We start from the raw sequence: 16,948 nt of genomic DNA, 5'->3' as shown, positions 1-16,948 counted from the left end.
TGCCCTTAGTCTTGAAGTGGTGTGTTCTTACGTTTTTTATCTATTTTCTCCAAACGCGCGATGGAATTAACGGCTTTCATTCGCTGAGCTTGATGAATATTTACCATCAGGCGGTTAAGCAGTTTTTGGAGCAGTTCTATATCAGGCAGCTGCTGGTTTTTTGTCTGTACTTCTAACTCTAATGCTTGTTTTGAAAGCATGTTAAGCCCCAAGTTAAGCGACATACCTTTAATGGAGTGCAAGGTTCTGTACAGTGGTTTTAGCTTTTTCGCGAGGTAGTATTCGATGACTTGGTCGACAGAGTTTTCGAACTCGAGAATCGTTGAGTCGATAAGCATGCTAAATCCTATTTTGTCATCTTTAAGCATTTTCAGAACTTCTGATTGGCTTATCTCTTCTTCGGTTAGTCTTAATGTGTCGATGGGCTTGCGAAGAAGCTCTATGACGTTCTCATACTTTTTAGTACGTTCAACCGCTGATTGTTTTGGTAAGCGGTTTGAGAACTGTTGCAGCGCATCGAAGAAGCTCTCTTGTTGTAGGGGCTTGGTAAGAACGTGGTCGACACCAGCATCGAGAAAGCTGTCATGAGCCTCGCGAAATACATCTGCGGTATAGGCGAATATTAAGGTGTTGAGTTTTAATTTATCTCGTATGTAATGTGTCGCCTCCACCCCGTTCATTTCAGGCATATGGTTATCCATTAATATAAGATCATATTGATGGGTGTCGAGACGTTCAATCGCCAGTTTTCCATTCTCTGCTAGGTCGACATGGTGACCTAGGTTTTCACAGAAGCCCTTAGCGACAATGGCGTTGATGCGATTGTCTTCGACTAACAGGATGTTGAGGGATTCGTAGGTGAGTTTCTCTGTATCAGCCAAACGTGGGATGTTCTCGCTGGCTACTTTACCTTCTTGCCATGCAATCGGAAGCGAGACTTCGAATTTTGTTCCAAGCCCAACAGCACTGGTTAATATGATGTCACCATTCATAAGTTTGACGAGGTTCTTAACGATGGCGAGGCCAAGCCCGGTACCGCCAAACTGTCTTGTTGTTGATGTGTCTGCTTGTTCAAATGAGTTAAATATTTGCTCGTGTTTGTTTTTGGGAATACCAACGCCGGTGTCTGTCACCGTGAGAATGAGCTTATTATTGGGGCGGTTGAGCTCAGCTTGAATGGCAACATGACCTTCTTTGGTGAATTTGGTCGCGTTGCCGCCCAAGTTGTAAAGAATTTGACGTAACCTTGCACTGTCTCCAATGAGCTGAATATGCGCCGGAACGTTATTTTCTATCAATAGGCGGATGCCTTTTTCGTCTGCTAATGGCTTGATTGCGCTACAAACGGGTTGTATCACTTGGACAAAATGGAAAGGTGCAACCTCTAGTTCAAGCTTGTTCTCTTCTACTTTAGAAAAGTCGAGAATGTCGTTGAGTATGGTCATTAAATGATGGCCAGAATCGAGAATAATATTAATGTTCTCTTTGGTTTCTGGCTCTTGAGTTTGACTGGCGATGATCTGAGAAATCCCGAGTACACCGTTCATGGGTGTCCTGATTTCGTGGCTCATGGTTGATAAAAACTCACCCTTGGCTTTTACCGCAGCTTCAGCTTTGGCGCGCTCCGCGACGAGTTCTTGGTTTTTTGCCCGCATTTCATTGTCGTTTTTTACTAGGTTGGTCGCCATTTTCTGAAAGCTATGTGTGAGGTGGGCAACCTCGTCTTGGGCGTTTGTTTTTGAATGTAGGTTAAGTGTCGAAGCGCCTTCTCTTAGATTACCTGCGGCAACTTGATTAGCGGCTGCGAGCAGTATGTCTATCCTGCGTTTAATACGGTTTGATGACCATGCCGCGATAACTAATGAGATGAAAACGGAAAGGAGTGTACCGACCAATAGAACGTAATCGGTTTGCTGAGCGGAGTTATCAGATTTAACAACACGAACGCTGATCAGCTGTTGCTCTATTTCGATAAATCGCGCGATTTCACGTCGTATTTGGTCGATCAGTTGTTTTCCCGTTTGCTGCTTGGTGAGAGCTACGACACTCTGCATATCTGCTTCACCTTTGTTAACGAGGTTGCGTTGTTGGATTTCCTTTTCTCCAGATTCTTTGAGCCAGGTTTGATGGATATCATCAATTCTGTTTAGGCGATCAACTTGCGGCGGGTTATCGCTAACTTGAGCAGCAAGGGTTTGAATTTTTTGACGCCACACATCGAGTGCAAGGTGGTAGGGCTCTAAAAAGACAGGGTCTCCTGTGATTAAGTAGCCCCTTTGACCGGTTTCCATATCTACGACTAGGTTGAGCAACTCTTGAGCTCGTGCAATAGCTTTGTGTGTGTGAACCACCCAGTGGTTGTCTTCTACCATTGATTGGGTGTTTTCATGAACTGAGAACGAAACGGTCACGATCAAAGCAATCGGAATACAAAAGCTGACGAATAGCTTTTTTTGAAGGGAAATATTGTCGAACCAGCCCAAAATCATAAAACAACGCTCTCCATGTCGATGTTAGTTATTGATAGTGTAGGTGAGAATGAGTTGTTGAGTGTGTAAATGCATATTTTGATTCGAGAATGTCTCTATTTAATGCATAAATACATGTTTGAGAGGTAGTGCGATAGTTTGATAGACGAAGCTTTTGTTGACCAACTAAATCTAAAAACAAAGAGCCAGTTTAATAAACTGGCTCTTTATGATGGGGTAAGGGTGATTGTGGGTTAAATCGCTTTCACGCTGCTTCGTTCCACGAGGGTTGGCTCTAACTCAACGACCTGTGGGTAGGCGTCTGGTGTTTGTAAGCGACTCAACAGTGTATCAACCGCTGCTTTACCTAAGCGGTGCTTTGGCTGGTGGACCGTGCTTAAAGCCGGTGTCATGTATTTAGACAAGTGGATGTCATCGTAGCCAATGATTGAGAGATCATTCGGTATTGATGTGCCATCTTGCGCTGCTGCGTGAATCACGCCCATTGCCATCATGTCGTTACTTACAAACAGTGCACTCGGCATTTTGCCACGAGATTTTAGCGTTTGGTATGAATCAAAACCGCCATCACACTCGAAGTTCGATTCGACAATCCAATCAGCGTTGATTTCTAATCCCGCTTCTTCCATTGCTTGTTTGAAGCCTTGGTAACGCGATGATGCCTGATTACGATGCAGCGGACCTGTGATACAGCCAATTTGAGAGTGGCCGTTATCAATCAGGTGCTTGGTCGCCATGTAGCCACCTTGATGCGAGTTATCTTGAATCTTGTCGCTCGCAAACAGCATTGGGCCCCAATCCATCACTACTACAGGCAGTTCTGGGTAACGTTCGAACACGTCGATATGTTCGCCTTCAAGGGTAGAGCACATCAGCATTAAGCCATCGACACGTTTTTGTAGCAGTGTATCGATCGACGATTTCATACGTTCGCTATCGCCTTCGGTGTTACACAAGATAAGGTTGTAGCCTTTTTCATAACAACGACGTTCAACGCCTTTTACTACTTCGCCAAAGAATGGGTTGGTAGAGGTTGTCACTAGCATGCCAAGCGTTTTGGTTTGCTTCATCTTCAAACTGCGAGCTAATGCAGAAGGCGCATAGTTAAGCTCTCTCGCGGCATTGTTGACACGCTCAGCTATCTCTTCACTGACAAAACGTGACTTGTTAATCACATGGCTCACCGTAGAGGTCGATACCTTTGCGAGCTTAGCGATGTCTTTCATTGTTGCCATAAAAAATCCTTGTGGGAGTCACTTGTCCACGTTGGGCGATATTCTGCCTGAAAACAGGGGCTTATGTTTAGTTATTTGTTGTTACATAACTTAATTAAGCTTCAACCTATTAGGCAGACAGTTGCTCTGCCAAAAATGCGTCTGTTTCATCACGGCTTGGAATAGACGTTTGAGCACCAAAGCGAGTTACTGAAATTGCCGCCGCAGCATGAGCAAACTTAATCGCGCGTTCCATTGGCATATCTTCAAGTAAGCCGGTAACTAGTGCTCCGTTGAAAGTGTCACCAGCGGCGGTGGTGTCTGTCGCTTCAACTCGGAAGCCAGCGATTAACTCACCCTCACCGTTTTTACTTACCCAAACACCTTTAGCGCCAAGAGTGATCATTACCGTCTCGATGCCTTTCGCATGCAGAGCCAAAGCTGCCTGATGAGCAGATGCGCTATCGGTTACTGTCACGCCTGTCAGCACTTCTGCTTCGGTTTCGTTTGGTGTAATCACATCCACACACGCTAATAACGTATCTGATAGTGGGCGAGCAGGGGCAGGGTTTAGAATCACGCGAGTGCCGCTCTCTTTAGCGGTTTTCGCCGCGTATTCAATGCCTTCGATTGGGGTTTCCAATTGAGTTAGAAGGAATTTCGCACCGCGGATCTTCTCTAGGTGTGGTTCGATTTGTTCGCAAGTCAGCTTGTTGTTCGCTTCTGGAGAAAGACAAATGCTGTTTTCACCCGCTGCTGATACTTGGATCATAGCGATGCCAGTTGGCGTGTTCTCTGCCACGATAACACCGTCGATGTTAATTCCGTCTCTAGCAAAATCTTGACGAATGTTGATGCCGAATGGGTCGTCACCGACACAGGCGATGAAGCCGATATCTGCGTTTAATCGTGCTGCGGCTACCGCTTGGTTTGCGCCTTTTCCGCCAGGGATGACCTGATAGTTACCGCCAATCAAGGTTTCACCCGGACGAGGGAACGAAGGAACTTGCAGTACGTGGTCAGCGTTAACGCTACCTAAAACAATCAGTTGAGTCATGATACGAGCCTTATGATATATCGTATTTGAAAATGCATGGGTCTTTCTCATGGTTAGCTATTCAGTCGCGAGAGAGTCGTCAAGTCGCGATAGAGGAATGAGAAACAGCGATGCACTGTCGGTTTTTGCTTTGAGCCAGTGAGTAAATACGCTATTGAGTGAAGAAAGCAGGGAGATAGGGGACTCCCTGCTTGGTATTACTCGTTTAGCACCGATTATTTAGCGATGATTTTTAGAGGTACTGGTACGTACTCGTCTACTTTTTCGCCTTTAAGCACTTTGTCTGCCATCTCGATACCTAGAGAACCGATTAGGTCTGGTTGTTGTGCAACGGTTGCGCCAAGTAGGCCACGGTTAACAGCAGCGATGCCGTCGTCTGTGCCGTCGAAGCCAACGATCATTACGTCTTTACCAGATGCTTGAACAGCGCGTAGTGCACCTAGAGCCATTTCATCGTTCTGAGCGAATACTGCTTCAACATCTGGGTTAGCTGCAAGTAGGTTTTCCATTACGTTCAGACCTTTAGTACGGTCGAAATCAGCAGGTTGGCTTGCAAGAAGCTCAAGGCCGCTGCCGTCTACTGCGTTCATGAAGCCTTCACCACGTTCACGAGCTGCAGAAGTACCAGCGATACCTTCAAGTTGGATTACTTTCGCTTTTTCGCCCACTTTTTCCATGATGAAGTGACCCGCCATTTCACCACCGATTACGTTATCAGAAGCGATGTGGCTTACAACGTCACCACGGCTTGCGCCACGGTCAAGTGTTAGTACTGGGATGTTAGAGCGGTTAGCCATGCGAATCGCGTTAGACACAGCATCTGAATCTGTTGGGTTGATCAGGATTGCCTTAACACCACGAATGGTTAGATCTTCAATGTTCGACAGCTCTTTGCTTGGGTCGTTTTGAGAATCAAGAACGATAAGCTTGTAGCCTAGCTCTTCAGCTTTCGCTTCTGCGCCATCTTTCATGGTTACAAAGAATGGGTTGTTCAATGTAGACAGAACGATTGCCATTGTATCTTGCGCCTGTGCAGACACAGATACGGTTGTAGAAAGAAGAGCAGCAGAAATAAGAGTCGCTAATTTTTTCATGGTGTAAGTCCTTTGTGTAGGGTGAGCTAGGAGGTGAGTCCTAGCTCGTTGTTATATTATTGATTTATTGGGGTGTTACGTTGACTCAAACTAGAGCCGTTCAAAGTGTTACTTGTTTTTGTTATCAACCAGTACTGCCAGAAGAATAACCACTGCTTTTGCAATCATCTGGTAGTAAGAAGAAACGTCTAATAGGTTTAGGGCGTTGTTCAGGAAGCCAATAATCAGTGCACCAATCAATGTGCCCATGATGCGACCACGACCGCCAGCTAAGCTTGTACCGCCAAGAACCACCGCTGCGATAGCGTCTAGCTCATAACCCATACCTGCGGTTGGTTGAGCCGATGACAAACGAGAAGCCACGATGATGCCCGCTACCGCTGCTAACAGACCACAGATTGCGTAAACGCCAATTTTTACTTTGTCTACGTCGATGCCTGATAGGCGGGTTGCTGATTCGTTGCCGCCAAGTGCGTAAACGTAACGGCCAAAGCGTGTGTGGTTAAGTAGGTACCAAACGGATGCGAATACTACGACCATGATCCAAACTGGAACCGGTACACCCATTGCGTAGCCTGTACCAAACCAAGCGAATGCGTCTGCTGTGTCCGTAAAGCCAGTAGAGATAGGGCGACCGTCGGTGTAAACCATGGTTACACCACGAAGTAGTGTCATGGTTACTAGCGTTGCGATGAAGGCTTGAACCTTACCTTTCGCGATGATCACACCACTTATTGCACCTAATGCTGCGCCTGCTACAAGAGCGGTTGGCACAGCGATCATCACAGGGATTTCCATACCAATCATGCTGGCAGCGAATGCGCCACAAAGTGCCAATACTGAGCCAACGCTCAAGTCGATACCTGCGGTTAAGATAACCAGCGTCATGCCTACAGCGATGATTGCGTTAACCGACGTTTGGCGCAGAATGTTTAGGATGTTGTCGACAGTAAAAAAGTTCGGGTTTAAGAAAGAAACGACAACAATCAGGAAGATCAAAGCAATCAATGACTTTTGATCAATCAGCCACTCTTTGCTGATTAACGGCTTTTTCTTCGGCGCTTCAGTTTCAGTTGTTTTGCTCATGGTTTTGGTACTCATGCTGCGTCCTCGTTAATCTTTTTACCGACCGCACACGCCAGTAATAATTCTTGGTTTGCTTCTTTAGCGTCAAATTCACCGCTGATGCGGCCTTCATGCATCACCATGATGCGGTCACTCATTCCTAATACTTCTGGCATTTCAGAGGACACCAAAATGATGCTCATGCCGTCGGCTTTAAACTTATTAATGAGTTGGTAAATCTCTTTTTTCGCACCGACATCGACACCACGGGTTGGCTCGTCGAGAATCAATACTTTTGGTTTGGTCATCAAGCCTTTAGCGATAGCGACTTTCTGCTGGTTACCACCAGAAAGGTTGCCAATGATTTGCTCGCGAGTAGGGGTCTTGATGTTGAATAGCTTGATGAAGTCATCGACTGCGATCACTTCGTCTTTGTGTTGGATTTGACCGCTTTTGGTCAGTAGGTCCAGTGAACAAAGAGACATGTTCTCTTTCACTGAAAGCCCAAGCACTAAGCCGTCACCTTTACGGTCTTCAGAGATGTAAGCGATGCCATTAGCAAGGCCATCTTTAGGACTCACAGGGTTGATGGTTTTATTTTCTAAATTGATAACGCCGCGCTCACTTGGAAGGGCACCGTAAATCACTTTCATCAATTCAGTACGACCAGCACCCATTAGCCCTGATATACCTAGGATTTCACCGCGCTTTAGGGTAAAGCTAACGTCATGAACACCAGAGCCAGTAAGGCCAATCACTTCTAAGCAAGTCTCACCATGGCTTGGTGCGATGCGAGGGTATTGTTCGTCGAGCTTACGACCAACCATCATTTCGATTAAGCCGTCTTCGTCTGTGTCTTTTACTTCACATTGTCCAATGAACCTGCCGTCACGAAGTACGGTGATGTCGTCACAGATCTCGAAGATCTCTTTCAAACGGTGAGAGATGTAAACAATGCCGCAGCCTTCATCACGTAGCTCGTTGATTACTTTGAACAGAGATTCGGTTTCAGTATCGGTTAGGGCATCTGTTGGTTCATCCATGATGATGACCTTAGATTCAAACGATAGTGCTTTTGCAATCTCTACCATTTGTTGCTCGCCTAGGCTGAGTTCTCCAAGTGGTGTTTTTGAGCTGTGTTTTACGTTTAGGCGCTTCAGTAGCTTGTCGGCTTCTTGGTACATCTCGTTCCACAAGATACGTCCCATGGTGCTGGTGATTTCACGACCTAAGAAGATGTTCTCGGCGATGGTCAGCTCTGGGATCAGGTTCAGTTCTTGGTGAATGATACTGATACCAGCTTGTTGAGAGTCTCGAGGCCCTTTGAATGCAGCAGGCTTACCTTGGTACGCGATAGTGCCGCCATCCAAGTGATAAATGCCTGTCAGCACTTTCATGAGGGTTGATTTACCTGCACCGTTTTCGCCCATTAACGCCATCACGCGTCCTGGGTAAACGTTGAGGCTTGCCTTGTCTAGTGCTTTCACACCAGGGAAGGCCTTCTCAATTGAGCTAAGTTCTAAAATGGCTTGAGTCATGTCGGTTCCTTTACTCGGGGCCAGTTGTATTTGGTTATTCTTTCTTTCAGCTGTCACGCTGGGCTGTCGTTATTTTTCGCTTGAGCTAGAACGTTACGCCAGCTTGGAAAATGACATTCGCGTAAGGTGTGCATTCACCGGTACGAATCACAGCGCGGCTTTCATGAGTGCGCTGTTTAAACTCTTCATGAGTGATGTAAGTAATCGCAATTTCTTTACCACAACGCGCTTCTTCTGTTTTGATTTGATCAATCAGCGCTGCATGATGCTCTGGGCTTACTTTTTTAAATTCTTCCGCGATAACCACACCTTCAATTTGAGATTCATCAAGCATGGTTTTTACTGTTTGAGCAAAGCTCGGCACACCGTGAGTTAAAGCAAGGTCGATACGAGATACATGATCTGGAATCGGTAGCCCTGCATCACAAATCGTAATTTCGTCTGTGTGGCCAAGAGTCGCCACTAAGTAGGAGAGTTCAGAGTTTATTAGAGTACTTTTTTTCATATCACGACCTATCGAAAAAACACGCTTGATGGGATGAGAAACAACTCAAGAAAAGCCATCGAAACGTTTCGATAGTGATAATAGTGTGTGATTTATCATTTGCACCTATGAGAGCTTTAGAGTGTGATAGCGATCATCGAAACGTTTCGATGAGGTGTTTTTTGGTGATCTCAATCACCGTGATTGATTGCATAAATTCGAGGGAAGTAGGGGGCTAGGTTCGTTTTTGTGGAGCCCGATCGTTGGCAAAGCTAGGAACAGGTTTACTCGATGTGTGGCTTTACCGTTGGCTCGAATAGGGCAAAGCCTAAACGAGTTCACCTTCTTTTATTGATAGAGCGTAACCAAACTTGGTGACTGTGAGAATTTGGATATGAGGCGTTCTTAAGCGAGCGAATACGTTACGCAGGTTATAAATAACGTTAGCTAGGGCGTGAGGTGATGAGAGCTCTCCCTCCCAACACTCATCAATAATATGTTCTTTAGTGATTGGCTTTCCTACGTTCTCTACTAGTAGACAGAGCACAGCCAATAACTGAGGGCGTAATGCAATACGGTTACCTTGCTGATTGGTAATCGTTCGAGAGTTGGTATCAATGAGTAGGCCGCTGAAGTCTATGGTGTGGTTCATCGTATTTATGTTCATTTGTTCGAATAGAAAAGATTGGTTTATGACTTGTTGTGCATCGAAAGTGAGCAATCAAAGCGCGCGGATTATGCAAAATCACACCTCTCTTGAAAGTAAGCGCACGTAAGCCACGCGAGAAAAAATATAAAAAACCGTTGGTTTGAAAATGGATGTGGGATTTTTTGTGAAAAATGAAGATGTTTTATTTCTTTGTTATTCAGTTGGTTATTTGTTTTTACTGATTGTGTTGTTCGAAGTTACTAAGTGATTATATTTTTATTTATTTTTTTGTTTTCTGTGAGCGTAATCTGATTGCCAATTCGACGGGGTGTCGGATAACTCTAAAAAGATTGTGCGGTTTGGGAACGCTTAGCAATCTTGATTTGAAATAAGTAAGGTCAAGCAGTAATGAATAACAAACTAATTTTAGGCGTGGCATTGATGTCAGCGGTAGCGACAAACAGTGTAATGGCAGAGGACAGTGGTTTTTACCTTGGCGGTGCAATTGGTACCGTTGATTTTGAAGATGATGACTTAGTTTCATCAAAGACAGAACCTGTGACTTTTGAAGCCGAAGATAACTCTTACCGTCTAATTGCAGGTTACAAGTTTAACCGCATTGTATCGCTTGAGGTTCAATACACAGACTATGGCGATCTAGTTGCAAAAAACCACGCTGATAAAACAGAAGGGTTTACATGGACTCCTCAAACAGTATCAGTAGCTGCAAACCTAGGATACACATTTGATAACGGCATGCGTCCGTTTGGTATTATCGGTTTATCTTCTATCGACCTAGATATGAAAAACGCAGACGGTTCTCGTCCTTCTGGTTCTGACTTCGATGATACTGGCACTGGTGTTCGTTTCGGTGTTGGTGTGGAGTATACCCCGCCTAAGTTAGCAGCATTAAGCCTACGTCTTGGTTATGAAGCGGATGCATTCACTCTCGAGACTTACGAAGGTAGCTTTTGGAATCGCAGAAAAGTAGAAAAAGACATCGTACTAGAGTCGTTCTATCTAGGTGCAACATACAACTTTTAAGTTTCACACTTTGTTAAACGGTAAATCGATTTCTAAATGGGGCGTCGGTTGGCTCAACCCGTTTAGCTAAAGTGAAAGCTGCCGCAATCGTCGGCAGCTTTTTTATACATCGACCAACGCAATATCAAAGCTGTTGGTTTAAAGACTCAAGGCAAAATGAAGATGAATAAATCTATATTAAGTGCAGTATTGCTTCTGTCGTCATTTACAATTCATACGGCATCAGCCTCGGTATTGGATAGCGGCTTTTATCTAGGTGGTGCAATTGGTTCGTCAGATATTGACGACGACGGCTTAGTATCAAAAAGTAATTCAGCCAAAACAGCGACATTTGAAGCGAAAGATAACGCTTATCGCATTATGGCTGGCTATAAGTTTAATCGTATTGCTTCTATTGAGGCTCAATACACGGATTACGGTGATGTAGTTGCGCACAACGCAAAAGTAAACTTTGCTCGCGCTTACAACTTCAGTTGGGCACCAAAGGTTATCTCTTTAAGCGCAAATCTTGGTTACACGTTTGATAACGGATTACGTCCTTTTGGTGTGGTTGGTTTGTCTAGCATCGACTTAGATTCTAAGGACGGAAGATACAGCGCTTCTCAGATCAAGTCTGATGCCGATATCGGGGCTCGCGTAGGCTTTGGCTTAGAGTACACACCTCCAAAAGCACCGGCTTTCAGTATCCGTTTAGGATACGAAGCTGATGTGTTTGATGCCGAAATTAAGGAGACAAGGTGGAAGGGCTCGGTCGCAGAAAAGAGTAAAACATATAAAAAGACAGTAACTTTGGACTCTTTCTACTTAGGCGCGATGTACACCTTTTAAACTATTCAGTTTTGCCTAAAAACAGGTCCATTTCTAAATGGAACGTCGGTTGGCTAAACCCGCTTGGCTAGGCTAAAAAGCCGCAGTGTTTGACTGCGGCTTTTTTATGTCTAACGTTAGGCCTCGCGGATATGAGCGGTGACGGAAACGACAGCGTGATCGGTACTGAATTGGTCGTGTTCGAAGCTTGGGTTAATCAGGTGATGATCGAGCACGGTGTAGTGTGATATTTCCATCAAACTTGAGGAGTTCTGGCAGTCAAATTCGTTCGACATCAATATGTAGTCCAAGACTGAGCCTGATGCGCCGTAATAGTGAGTTGGTTTACGTTGTTCGAGCAAGTCTTCTTCGTGTAATTGATGGTAGAGATCCCAGCTGTCTCTCAATCTAAAGTGTGAAAGCCAATGTTGGCTGGTTTCATCTCGATTCAACGAATAGCTCAACAGCCCTTTGAATTCATCGTTAAATAGGGGCTTGTTAAAGTCGCCCATCAATACAACGGGTTGATCGGTTTTGTAGCGTTGATTGGTGATGTATTGATGCAGCATTTGAGCCTCTAGGCCACGTTGAACGCTCGATAGCCAAGAGCCTAGTTGTTCCTGATGAAGTTTAATCAGTGTGTCACTCTGAGGTTTCTGCTCTGCTGAACTGTCGCTGGGTTCTGCTGGCTCAACTTTTGGCTCAGTTGGGCGTTGTGACTTAAAGTGTACGACATAACAATCGGTTGAGCCTAAGTGAGGTAATTCAATGGTGGCGTGCACTGGCGTGCGGTTGAATGAAAAATTGTCGCTAAGGTTAAAGGCGGCAAGTAGGCTCGAATCCGGTGTTACAGGCTGAACATTTTCAATCGGGTAACGGGAAGCAATACCCACTACAGGGGAGGTGTATAGGTAATCATCTTCAACGTGTGCACTATCGACCACGGCAAAGTAGGGGTAACCCAGTTCATTCATTAGCTGCTGTAAAGATTCTGGGCTGAAGATCTCTTGAAAGCCAATCACATCGCAACCTGTTGAACGAATCGCTTCAGCAATCCAATGCTGTTTCTTTTGCCATTCATCGAGGCTGTAGATGTTCTCAAAATCATAATAAGCATTCGGCGGCTCAAGGTAGTTCAAAAGGTTGAACGTTGAGAAGGTTACTTGGTTTGGTTTGTTCAAGGTTGAATCCTATTGAAATCACTCTTTTAAGGATATCTAAAATATGGAGATATTGTTCGTATTTAGTCAGTTATTTTCATTTGATCTAGCGAAGGTCGTCGCTTTCTGCTTAGATTCTCTCCATTCGATGCGGTTAAGGTGTCGAGTTTAATTTTCTCTACGATCAATCGGTCGTTTTCTTATGGTTTCACTATGAAAAAATATACCTCTCTCGCTCTTGTATTGTTGAGCGCCTTTTTCTCTGCATCGTCATTGAGTCAATCCCTTACGCCTGAATCGATTGAGCAAATTGAATCTCGTGTTTCGGCACGCATTGGTGTGGCTGTCTATGATTCGGCGACCAAGAAAGCGTGGAGTTACAAGGGCGACGAACGTTTCCCGATGATGAGTACCTTCAAAACTCTGGCTTGTGCGAACCTTCTTTATGATGCTGAAAACAAAGGGCTGGATTTGGATTCAAAGGTCAGCATTAAGTCTGAGGACCTCATTGTTTGGTCTCCAGTGACTAAAGAGCTAGTCGATAAAGGCATTTCACTTAGAGATGCGTGTAACGCAACCATGACGATGAGTGACAATACCGCCGCAAATATTGTGCTAGGTGGAATAGATGGACCCAATGGCTTAACTCAGTTCCTGCGTTCTATTGGAGACAGCAATACTCGCCTTGATCATTTGGAGCCAGAATTGAATCATGCTCGACCTGGTGATGCTCGCGATACCACAACAGCGAATAGTATTGTGATGACGTTGAATGAGTTGATGTATGGCGATACGTTGTCACAAGCGTCTAAAGCGACGTTAAAAGGCTGGATGATGGACAATAAAGTGTCTGACGGAATGTTTCGTTCTATCTTGCCTAGTGGTTGGAATATTGCGGATAGATCAGGGGCGGGCGCTTATGGTTCTCGCGCAATCACGGCTATTGTGTGGAGTGAACATAGAGCTCCGTTGATCATCAGCGTCTCTCTCACAGAAACTGAATTCACTCTCCAACAACGTGACAAGGTGATCAACGAAGTGGGTCAACTTATCTTTGACGCGTATCTGGTGCAGTAGTTAATAGTACAGTAATCCTACACAATCACGTGCTAGCCACAGGTTCAGCCATAGCGCTAGCGCGTGATATTTCTTAGAACAGTCCCGAGTAATTTGTAAATAAAGCGTAAGACTTATGGTGCTGATGGTTTTATTAGTTATTACATGATGTTAGATTTGATTCTATACTTGTTTTAACGGCATGCATTCAAAGCCGACAAATCAAGCTGAATATTGAATTCATGACATTTGAAGGGAGAGTCAAATGGGAACAGATCTTCGACGCAAGGCCTCGCAGCGCACTCAGTTTTTCAGGTTAAAGTTAGCCTCATGTGCAGTTATGCTGCCGCTTATTGCTCTACAACCCTCCGTTACTTACGCATCCGATACCGAATCCACTCCCGCCGTCACCGTTATTGAGACCACACAACTGGTTGGTTTTGGTGAAGCAAAATACCCAGCCGATTTTACTCACTTCGATTACGTTAACCCGAATGCCCCTAAATTCGGCAAAGTGACCTACGGCAGCATTGGTACCTACGATAGCTTTAATCGATTCGGTTCCCGCGGCGTTGCTGCAAGTTATACCGGAGAGATTTACGATACCTTGATGTTTTCTCCGAGCGACGAGATTGATGCGTACTATCCATTGATTGCTTCAAAGGTTCGCTACGCCAGTGATTTCACTTGGATGGAAATCGACATCAACCCGAATGCTAAATTCCATGATGGTCAGCCCATCACAGCCCATGATGTGGCGTTTACCTTCATGAAATTTTCGACAGAAGGTGTGCCTCAATATCGTGTGTACTACAAAGACATCGAATCCGTTACTGCGGTTTCTGACTTGGTTGTTCGTATCGAGATGAATAATCCTAACCGTGAGAAGTTGTTTAGCTTTGCTCAAAGCACTCGCGTGTTACCAAAGCACTTTTGGAAAGACAGAAAACTCTCTGAGCCGCTAAGTGAACCGCCGGTAGGCAGCGGTCCTTATAAGATCATCAGTTATAAGTCGGGTCAAAGTGTTACCTACGGCCTTGATGAAAACTATTGGGCAGCAGACCTACCCGTTAACGTTGGCCGTAATAACTTCAAGCAGGTGCAATACGATTACTACCGTGACGACACGGTAATGCTGGAAGCCTTTAAAGCAGGGGAGTTTGACCTTCGTACTGAAAACTCAGCTAAGTTCTGGGCCAACTCTTATACAGGCGCAAACTTCGACAAAGGCTATATCGTCAAAGAAGAGATCAATCACGAGAAGCCAGAGTCGACCCAAGGCTTTGTCTACAATATTCAATCTCCGGTGTTCTCAGATCCTAAAGTTCGTGAAGCGTTAACGTACGCGATGGACTTTGAGTGGATGAATAAGAACATGTTCTACGGCCAGTACAAACGTACTCGTAGTTACTTCCAAAACACTGACTATGAAGCGAAAGGCTTGCCAAGTGAAGACGAAGTGGCGTTGTTGTCTCAGTACAAAGACCAGATCCCACCGCGAGTGTTTACCGAAGAATACCAACCACCAGTCACCGATGGCAGTGGTCGTATTCGTAGCCAAATGCGCACGGCATTTAAACTGCTGAAGGAAGCGGGTTGGGTACTAAAAGACAAAGTAATGACTAACGAAAAGACTGGTAAGCCAATGTCGTTTGAGTTGTTGATTTACAGCCCAACGACGGAGCGTATTGCTACACCTGTTCAAAAGAACCTTAAGCGAATGGGGATCGAGATGAAGATCCGCACGGTCGATACCACGCAATACATCAAGCGTCTGCGTGATCGAGATTTCGATATGGTCTCTTCATCGTTTTCGCCAAACCCTTACCCAAGCCCGAACTTAATGATTGTTTGGAACTCTAACTACATTGATTCTACTTACAATACAGCAGGTGTGATGGATCCTGTGGTGGATGCGTTAACTGAAGAAATCGCACGTAACCAACAGAACCCAGAAAAGCTCCTTACGCTAGGTCGCTCTCTTGACCGTGTGTTGCAGTGGAACTTCTACAACATTCCTCAATGGCACGTTGGTGAATACCGAGTGGCAATGTGGGACAAGTTTGAGCGTCCGGATGTGCTGCCTAAATACGATTTAGGTATCGATACATGGTGGATTTCAGAAGAGAAGGCGGCATTGCTTCCTGAGAAACGTCGCTAGGAGTTAGTTAGCATGGCTGCGTATATATTTCGACGTTTGTTGTTGGTGATCCCCACGCTGTGGGCGATCATCACGATTAACTTTTTCATCATTCAGATTGCGCCGGGCGGGCCTGTAGAGCAGGCTGTGGCGCAATTAGAAGGGCATAACTCTGGTATTATGGAGCGCTTTTCTGGTGGTGGACAAGAGGTTGATTTAAGCGAGAGTGATCAAGCGTCTGCCAGTGGCTATAAAGGCTCACGCGGGCTGGATCCGGAAGTGGTTGAAGAGATCAAAAAGCAGTTTGGTTTTGATAAGCCGATTCACGTTCGCTACTTTGAGATGTTGAAAAACTACGCGACCTTTAACTTTGGTGAAAGCCTGTTTAAGGGCGGTAATGTTATCGATTTAATCATCGAGCGCTTGCCCGTCTCTATTTCTCTGGGGCTTTGGAGTACGTTAATCATTTACGTGATTTCGATACCTCTGGGCATTATGAAGGCGATACACCACGGCTCTCGTTTTGATATTTGGTCGAGCGCGGTGGTGATTGTCGGTTATGCGGTCCCTGGCTTCTTGTTTGCTATCATTCTGATTATCTTATTCGCGAGTGGTAACTACTTCAGTTGGTTCCCTTTGCGAGGGTTAGTATCGAGTAACTTCGATCAACTCAATTGGTATCAGCAAATTGGTGATTACTTCTGGCATTTAGCTTTGCCTATTTTCGCTATGGTGATCGGTGGTTTTGCCACGCTCAGCATGCTGACCAAAAACTCCTTCCTTGATGAAATCAATAAGCAATATGTGGTAACGGCACGAGCGAAAGGTTTGGACGAGAACAGTATTCTCTACAAGCACGTTTTCCGTAACGCAATGTTGATCATCATTGCCGGTTTCCCAAGCGCATTTATTAGTATTTTCTTCACGGGTTCTATGTTGATTGAAGTGATGTTTTCACTCGAAGGCATTGGTTTACTTGGCTTTGAGTCGACCATTCAACGTGACTATCCCGTGGTGTTCAGTTCTCTCTATATCATGACCTTATTAGGCTTGGTTCTGAGCATTATCTCCGACCTGACTTATACCTGGGTTGATCCTCGAATTGATTTTGAAGCGCGTTAATGGCGAACGAATAACAAGGTATTGATAAT

The 16,948-nt window shown here is 45.1% G+C and carries 14 protein-coding genes; 5 read left to right on the top strand and 9 right to left on the bottom strand.

Annotated features, from left to right (window positions below; genetic code table 11):
• Positions 1-5: 5 nt before the first annotated feature.
• The 8 genes from OH460_RS04050 to OH460_RS04015 form a co-directional block, all read right to left on the bottom strand.
• Complete coding sequence (locus OH460_RS04050; protein WP_269995307.1) at positions 6-2,489, bottom strand: CHASE3 domain-containing protein; 2,484 nt, start codon at positions 2,487-2,489, stop codon at positions 6-8.
• A gap of 233 nt (positions 2,490-2,722) precedes the next feature.
• Positions 2,723-3,724 (bottom strand): substrate-binding domain-containing protein, encoded by a 1,002-nt coding sequence (locus OH460_RS04045; protein ID WP_105058079.1) that lies wholly within the window; start codon positions 3,722-3,724, stop codon positions 2,723-2,725.
• 109 nt (positions 3,725-3,833) lie between these two features.
• Positions 3,834-4,760 (bottom strand): ribokinase, encoded by a 927-nt coding sequence (rbsK, locus tag OH460_RS04040; protein ID WP_269995304.1) that lies wholly within the window; start codon positions 4,758-4,760, stop codon positions 3,834-3,836.
• A 215-nt stretch (positions 4,761-4,975) separates the two neighbouring features.
• Entirely contained in the window at positions 4,976-5,854 is an 879-nt protein-coding gene (gene rbsB, locus OH460_RS04035; RefSeq protein WP_061031106.1) for a ribose ABC transporter substrate-binding protein RbsB, read from the bottom strand.
• 108 nt (positions 5,855-5,962) lie between these two features.
• A complete protein-coding gene (gene rbsC, locus OH460_RS04030) occupies positions 5,963-6,955 on the bottom strand; it encodes a ribose ABC transporter permease (protein ID WP_171731062.1) in 993 nt (330 codons plus the stop codon).
• A complete protein-coding gene (rbsA, locus tag OH460_RS04025) occupies positions 6,952-8,457 on the bottom strand; it encodes a ribose ABC transporter ATP-binding protein RbsA (protein ID WP_269995301.1) in 1,506 nt (501 codons plus the stop codon). The genes rbsC and rbsA overlap by 4 nt, the downstream gene beginning before the upstream one ends.
• 85 nt (positions 8,458-8,542) lie before the next feature.
• Complete coding sequence (gene rbsD, locus OH460_RS04020) at positions 8,543-8,962, bottom strand: D-ribose pyranase (RefSeq protein WP_239937285.1); 420 nt, start codon at positions 8,960-8,962, stop codon at positions 8,543-8,545.
• A 307-nt stretch (positions 8,963-9,269) separates the two neighbouring features.
• On the bottom strand, positions 9,270-9,593 hold the full coding sequence (locus tag OH460_RS04015) for a winged helix-turn-helix domain-containing protein (RefSeq protein ID WP_061031102.1): 324 nt from the start codon (positions 9,591-9,593) through the stop codon (positions 9,270-9,272).
• Between the two features lie 405 nt (positions 9,594-9,998).
• On the opposite strand from OH460_RS04015, the gene OH460_RS04010 reads away from it, so the two are divergent.
• Complete coding sequence (locus OH460_RS04010) at positions 9,999-10,634, top strand: porin family protein (protein WP_269995296.1); 636 nt, start codon at positions 9,999-10,001, stop codon at positions 10,632-10,634.
• Positions 10,635-10,796: 162 nt separating this feature from the next.
• The gene (locus OH460_RS04005; RefSeq protein ID WP_269995294.1) at positions 10,797-11,462 is read left to right on the top strand and encodes a porin family protein; all 666 of its coding nucleotides are present in this window, start codon (positions 10,797-10,799) and stop codon (positions 11,460-11,462) included.
• 116 nt (positions 11,463-11,578) lie between these two features.
• Here OH460_RS04005 and OH460_RS04000 read toward each other — a convergent pair whose 3' ends face one another.
• Positions 11,579-12,622, bottom strand: coding sequence for an endonuclease/exonuclease/phosphatase family protein (locus tag OH460_RS04000; RefSeq protein ID WP_269995293.1), 1,044 nt, complete (start codon positions 12,620-12,622; stop codon positions 11,579-11,581).
• Between the two features lie 192 nt (positions 12,623-12,814).
• On the opposite strand from OH460_RS04000, the gene bla reads away from it, so the two are divergent.
• From bla to OH460_RS03985, 3 genes are all read left to right on the top strand, one after another.
• Positions 12,815-13,678, top strand: coding sequence for a class A beta-lactamase (gene bla, locus OH460_RS03995; protein WP_269995291.1), 864 nt, complete (start codon positions 12,815-12,817; stop codon positions 13,676-13,678).
• A 244-nt stretch (positions 13,679-13,922) separates the two neighbouring features.
• Positions 13,923-15,818 (top strand): extracellular solute-binding protein, encoded by a 1,896-nt coding sequence (locus tag OH460_RS03990; protein ID WP_269995289.1) that lies wholly within the window; start codon positions 13,923-13,925, stop codon positions 15,816-15,818.
• Positions 15,819-15,830: 12 nt separating this feature from the next.
• The gene (locus OH460_RS03985) at positions 15,831-16,919 is read left to right on the top strand and encodes a microcin C ABC transporter permease YejB (protein ID WP_061031098.1); all 1,089 of its coding nucleotides are present in this window, start codon (positions 15,831-15,833) and stop codon (positions 16,917-16,919) included.
• Positions 16,920-16,948: the final 29 nt, after the last annotated feature.

Origin of the sequence: Vibrio sp. Makdt (assembly GCF_027587015.1) — a bacterium.
In the GTDB taxonomy this organism is placed as follows: domain Bacteria; phylum Pseudomonadota; class Gammaproteobacteria; order Enterobacterales; family Vibrionaceae; genus Vibrio; species Vibrio chagasii_B.
This window is presented reverse-complemented; position numbering and strand designations above follow the sequence as displayed.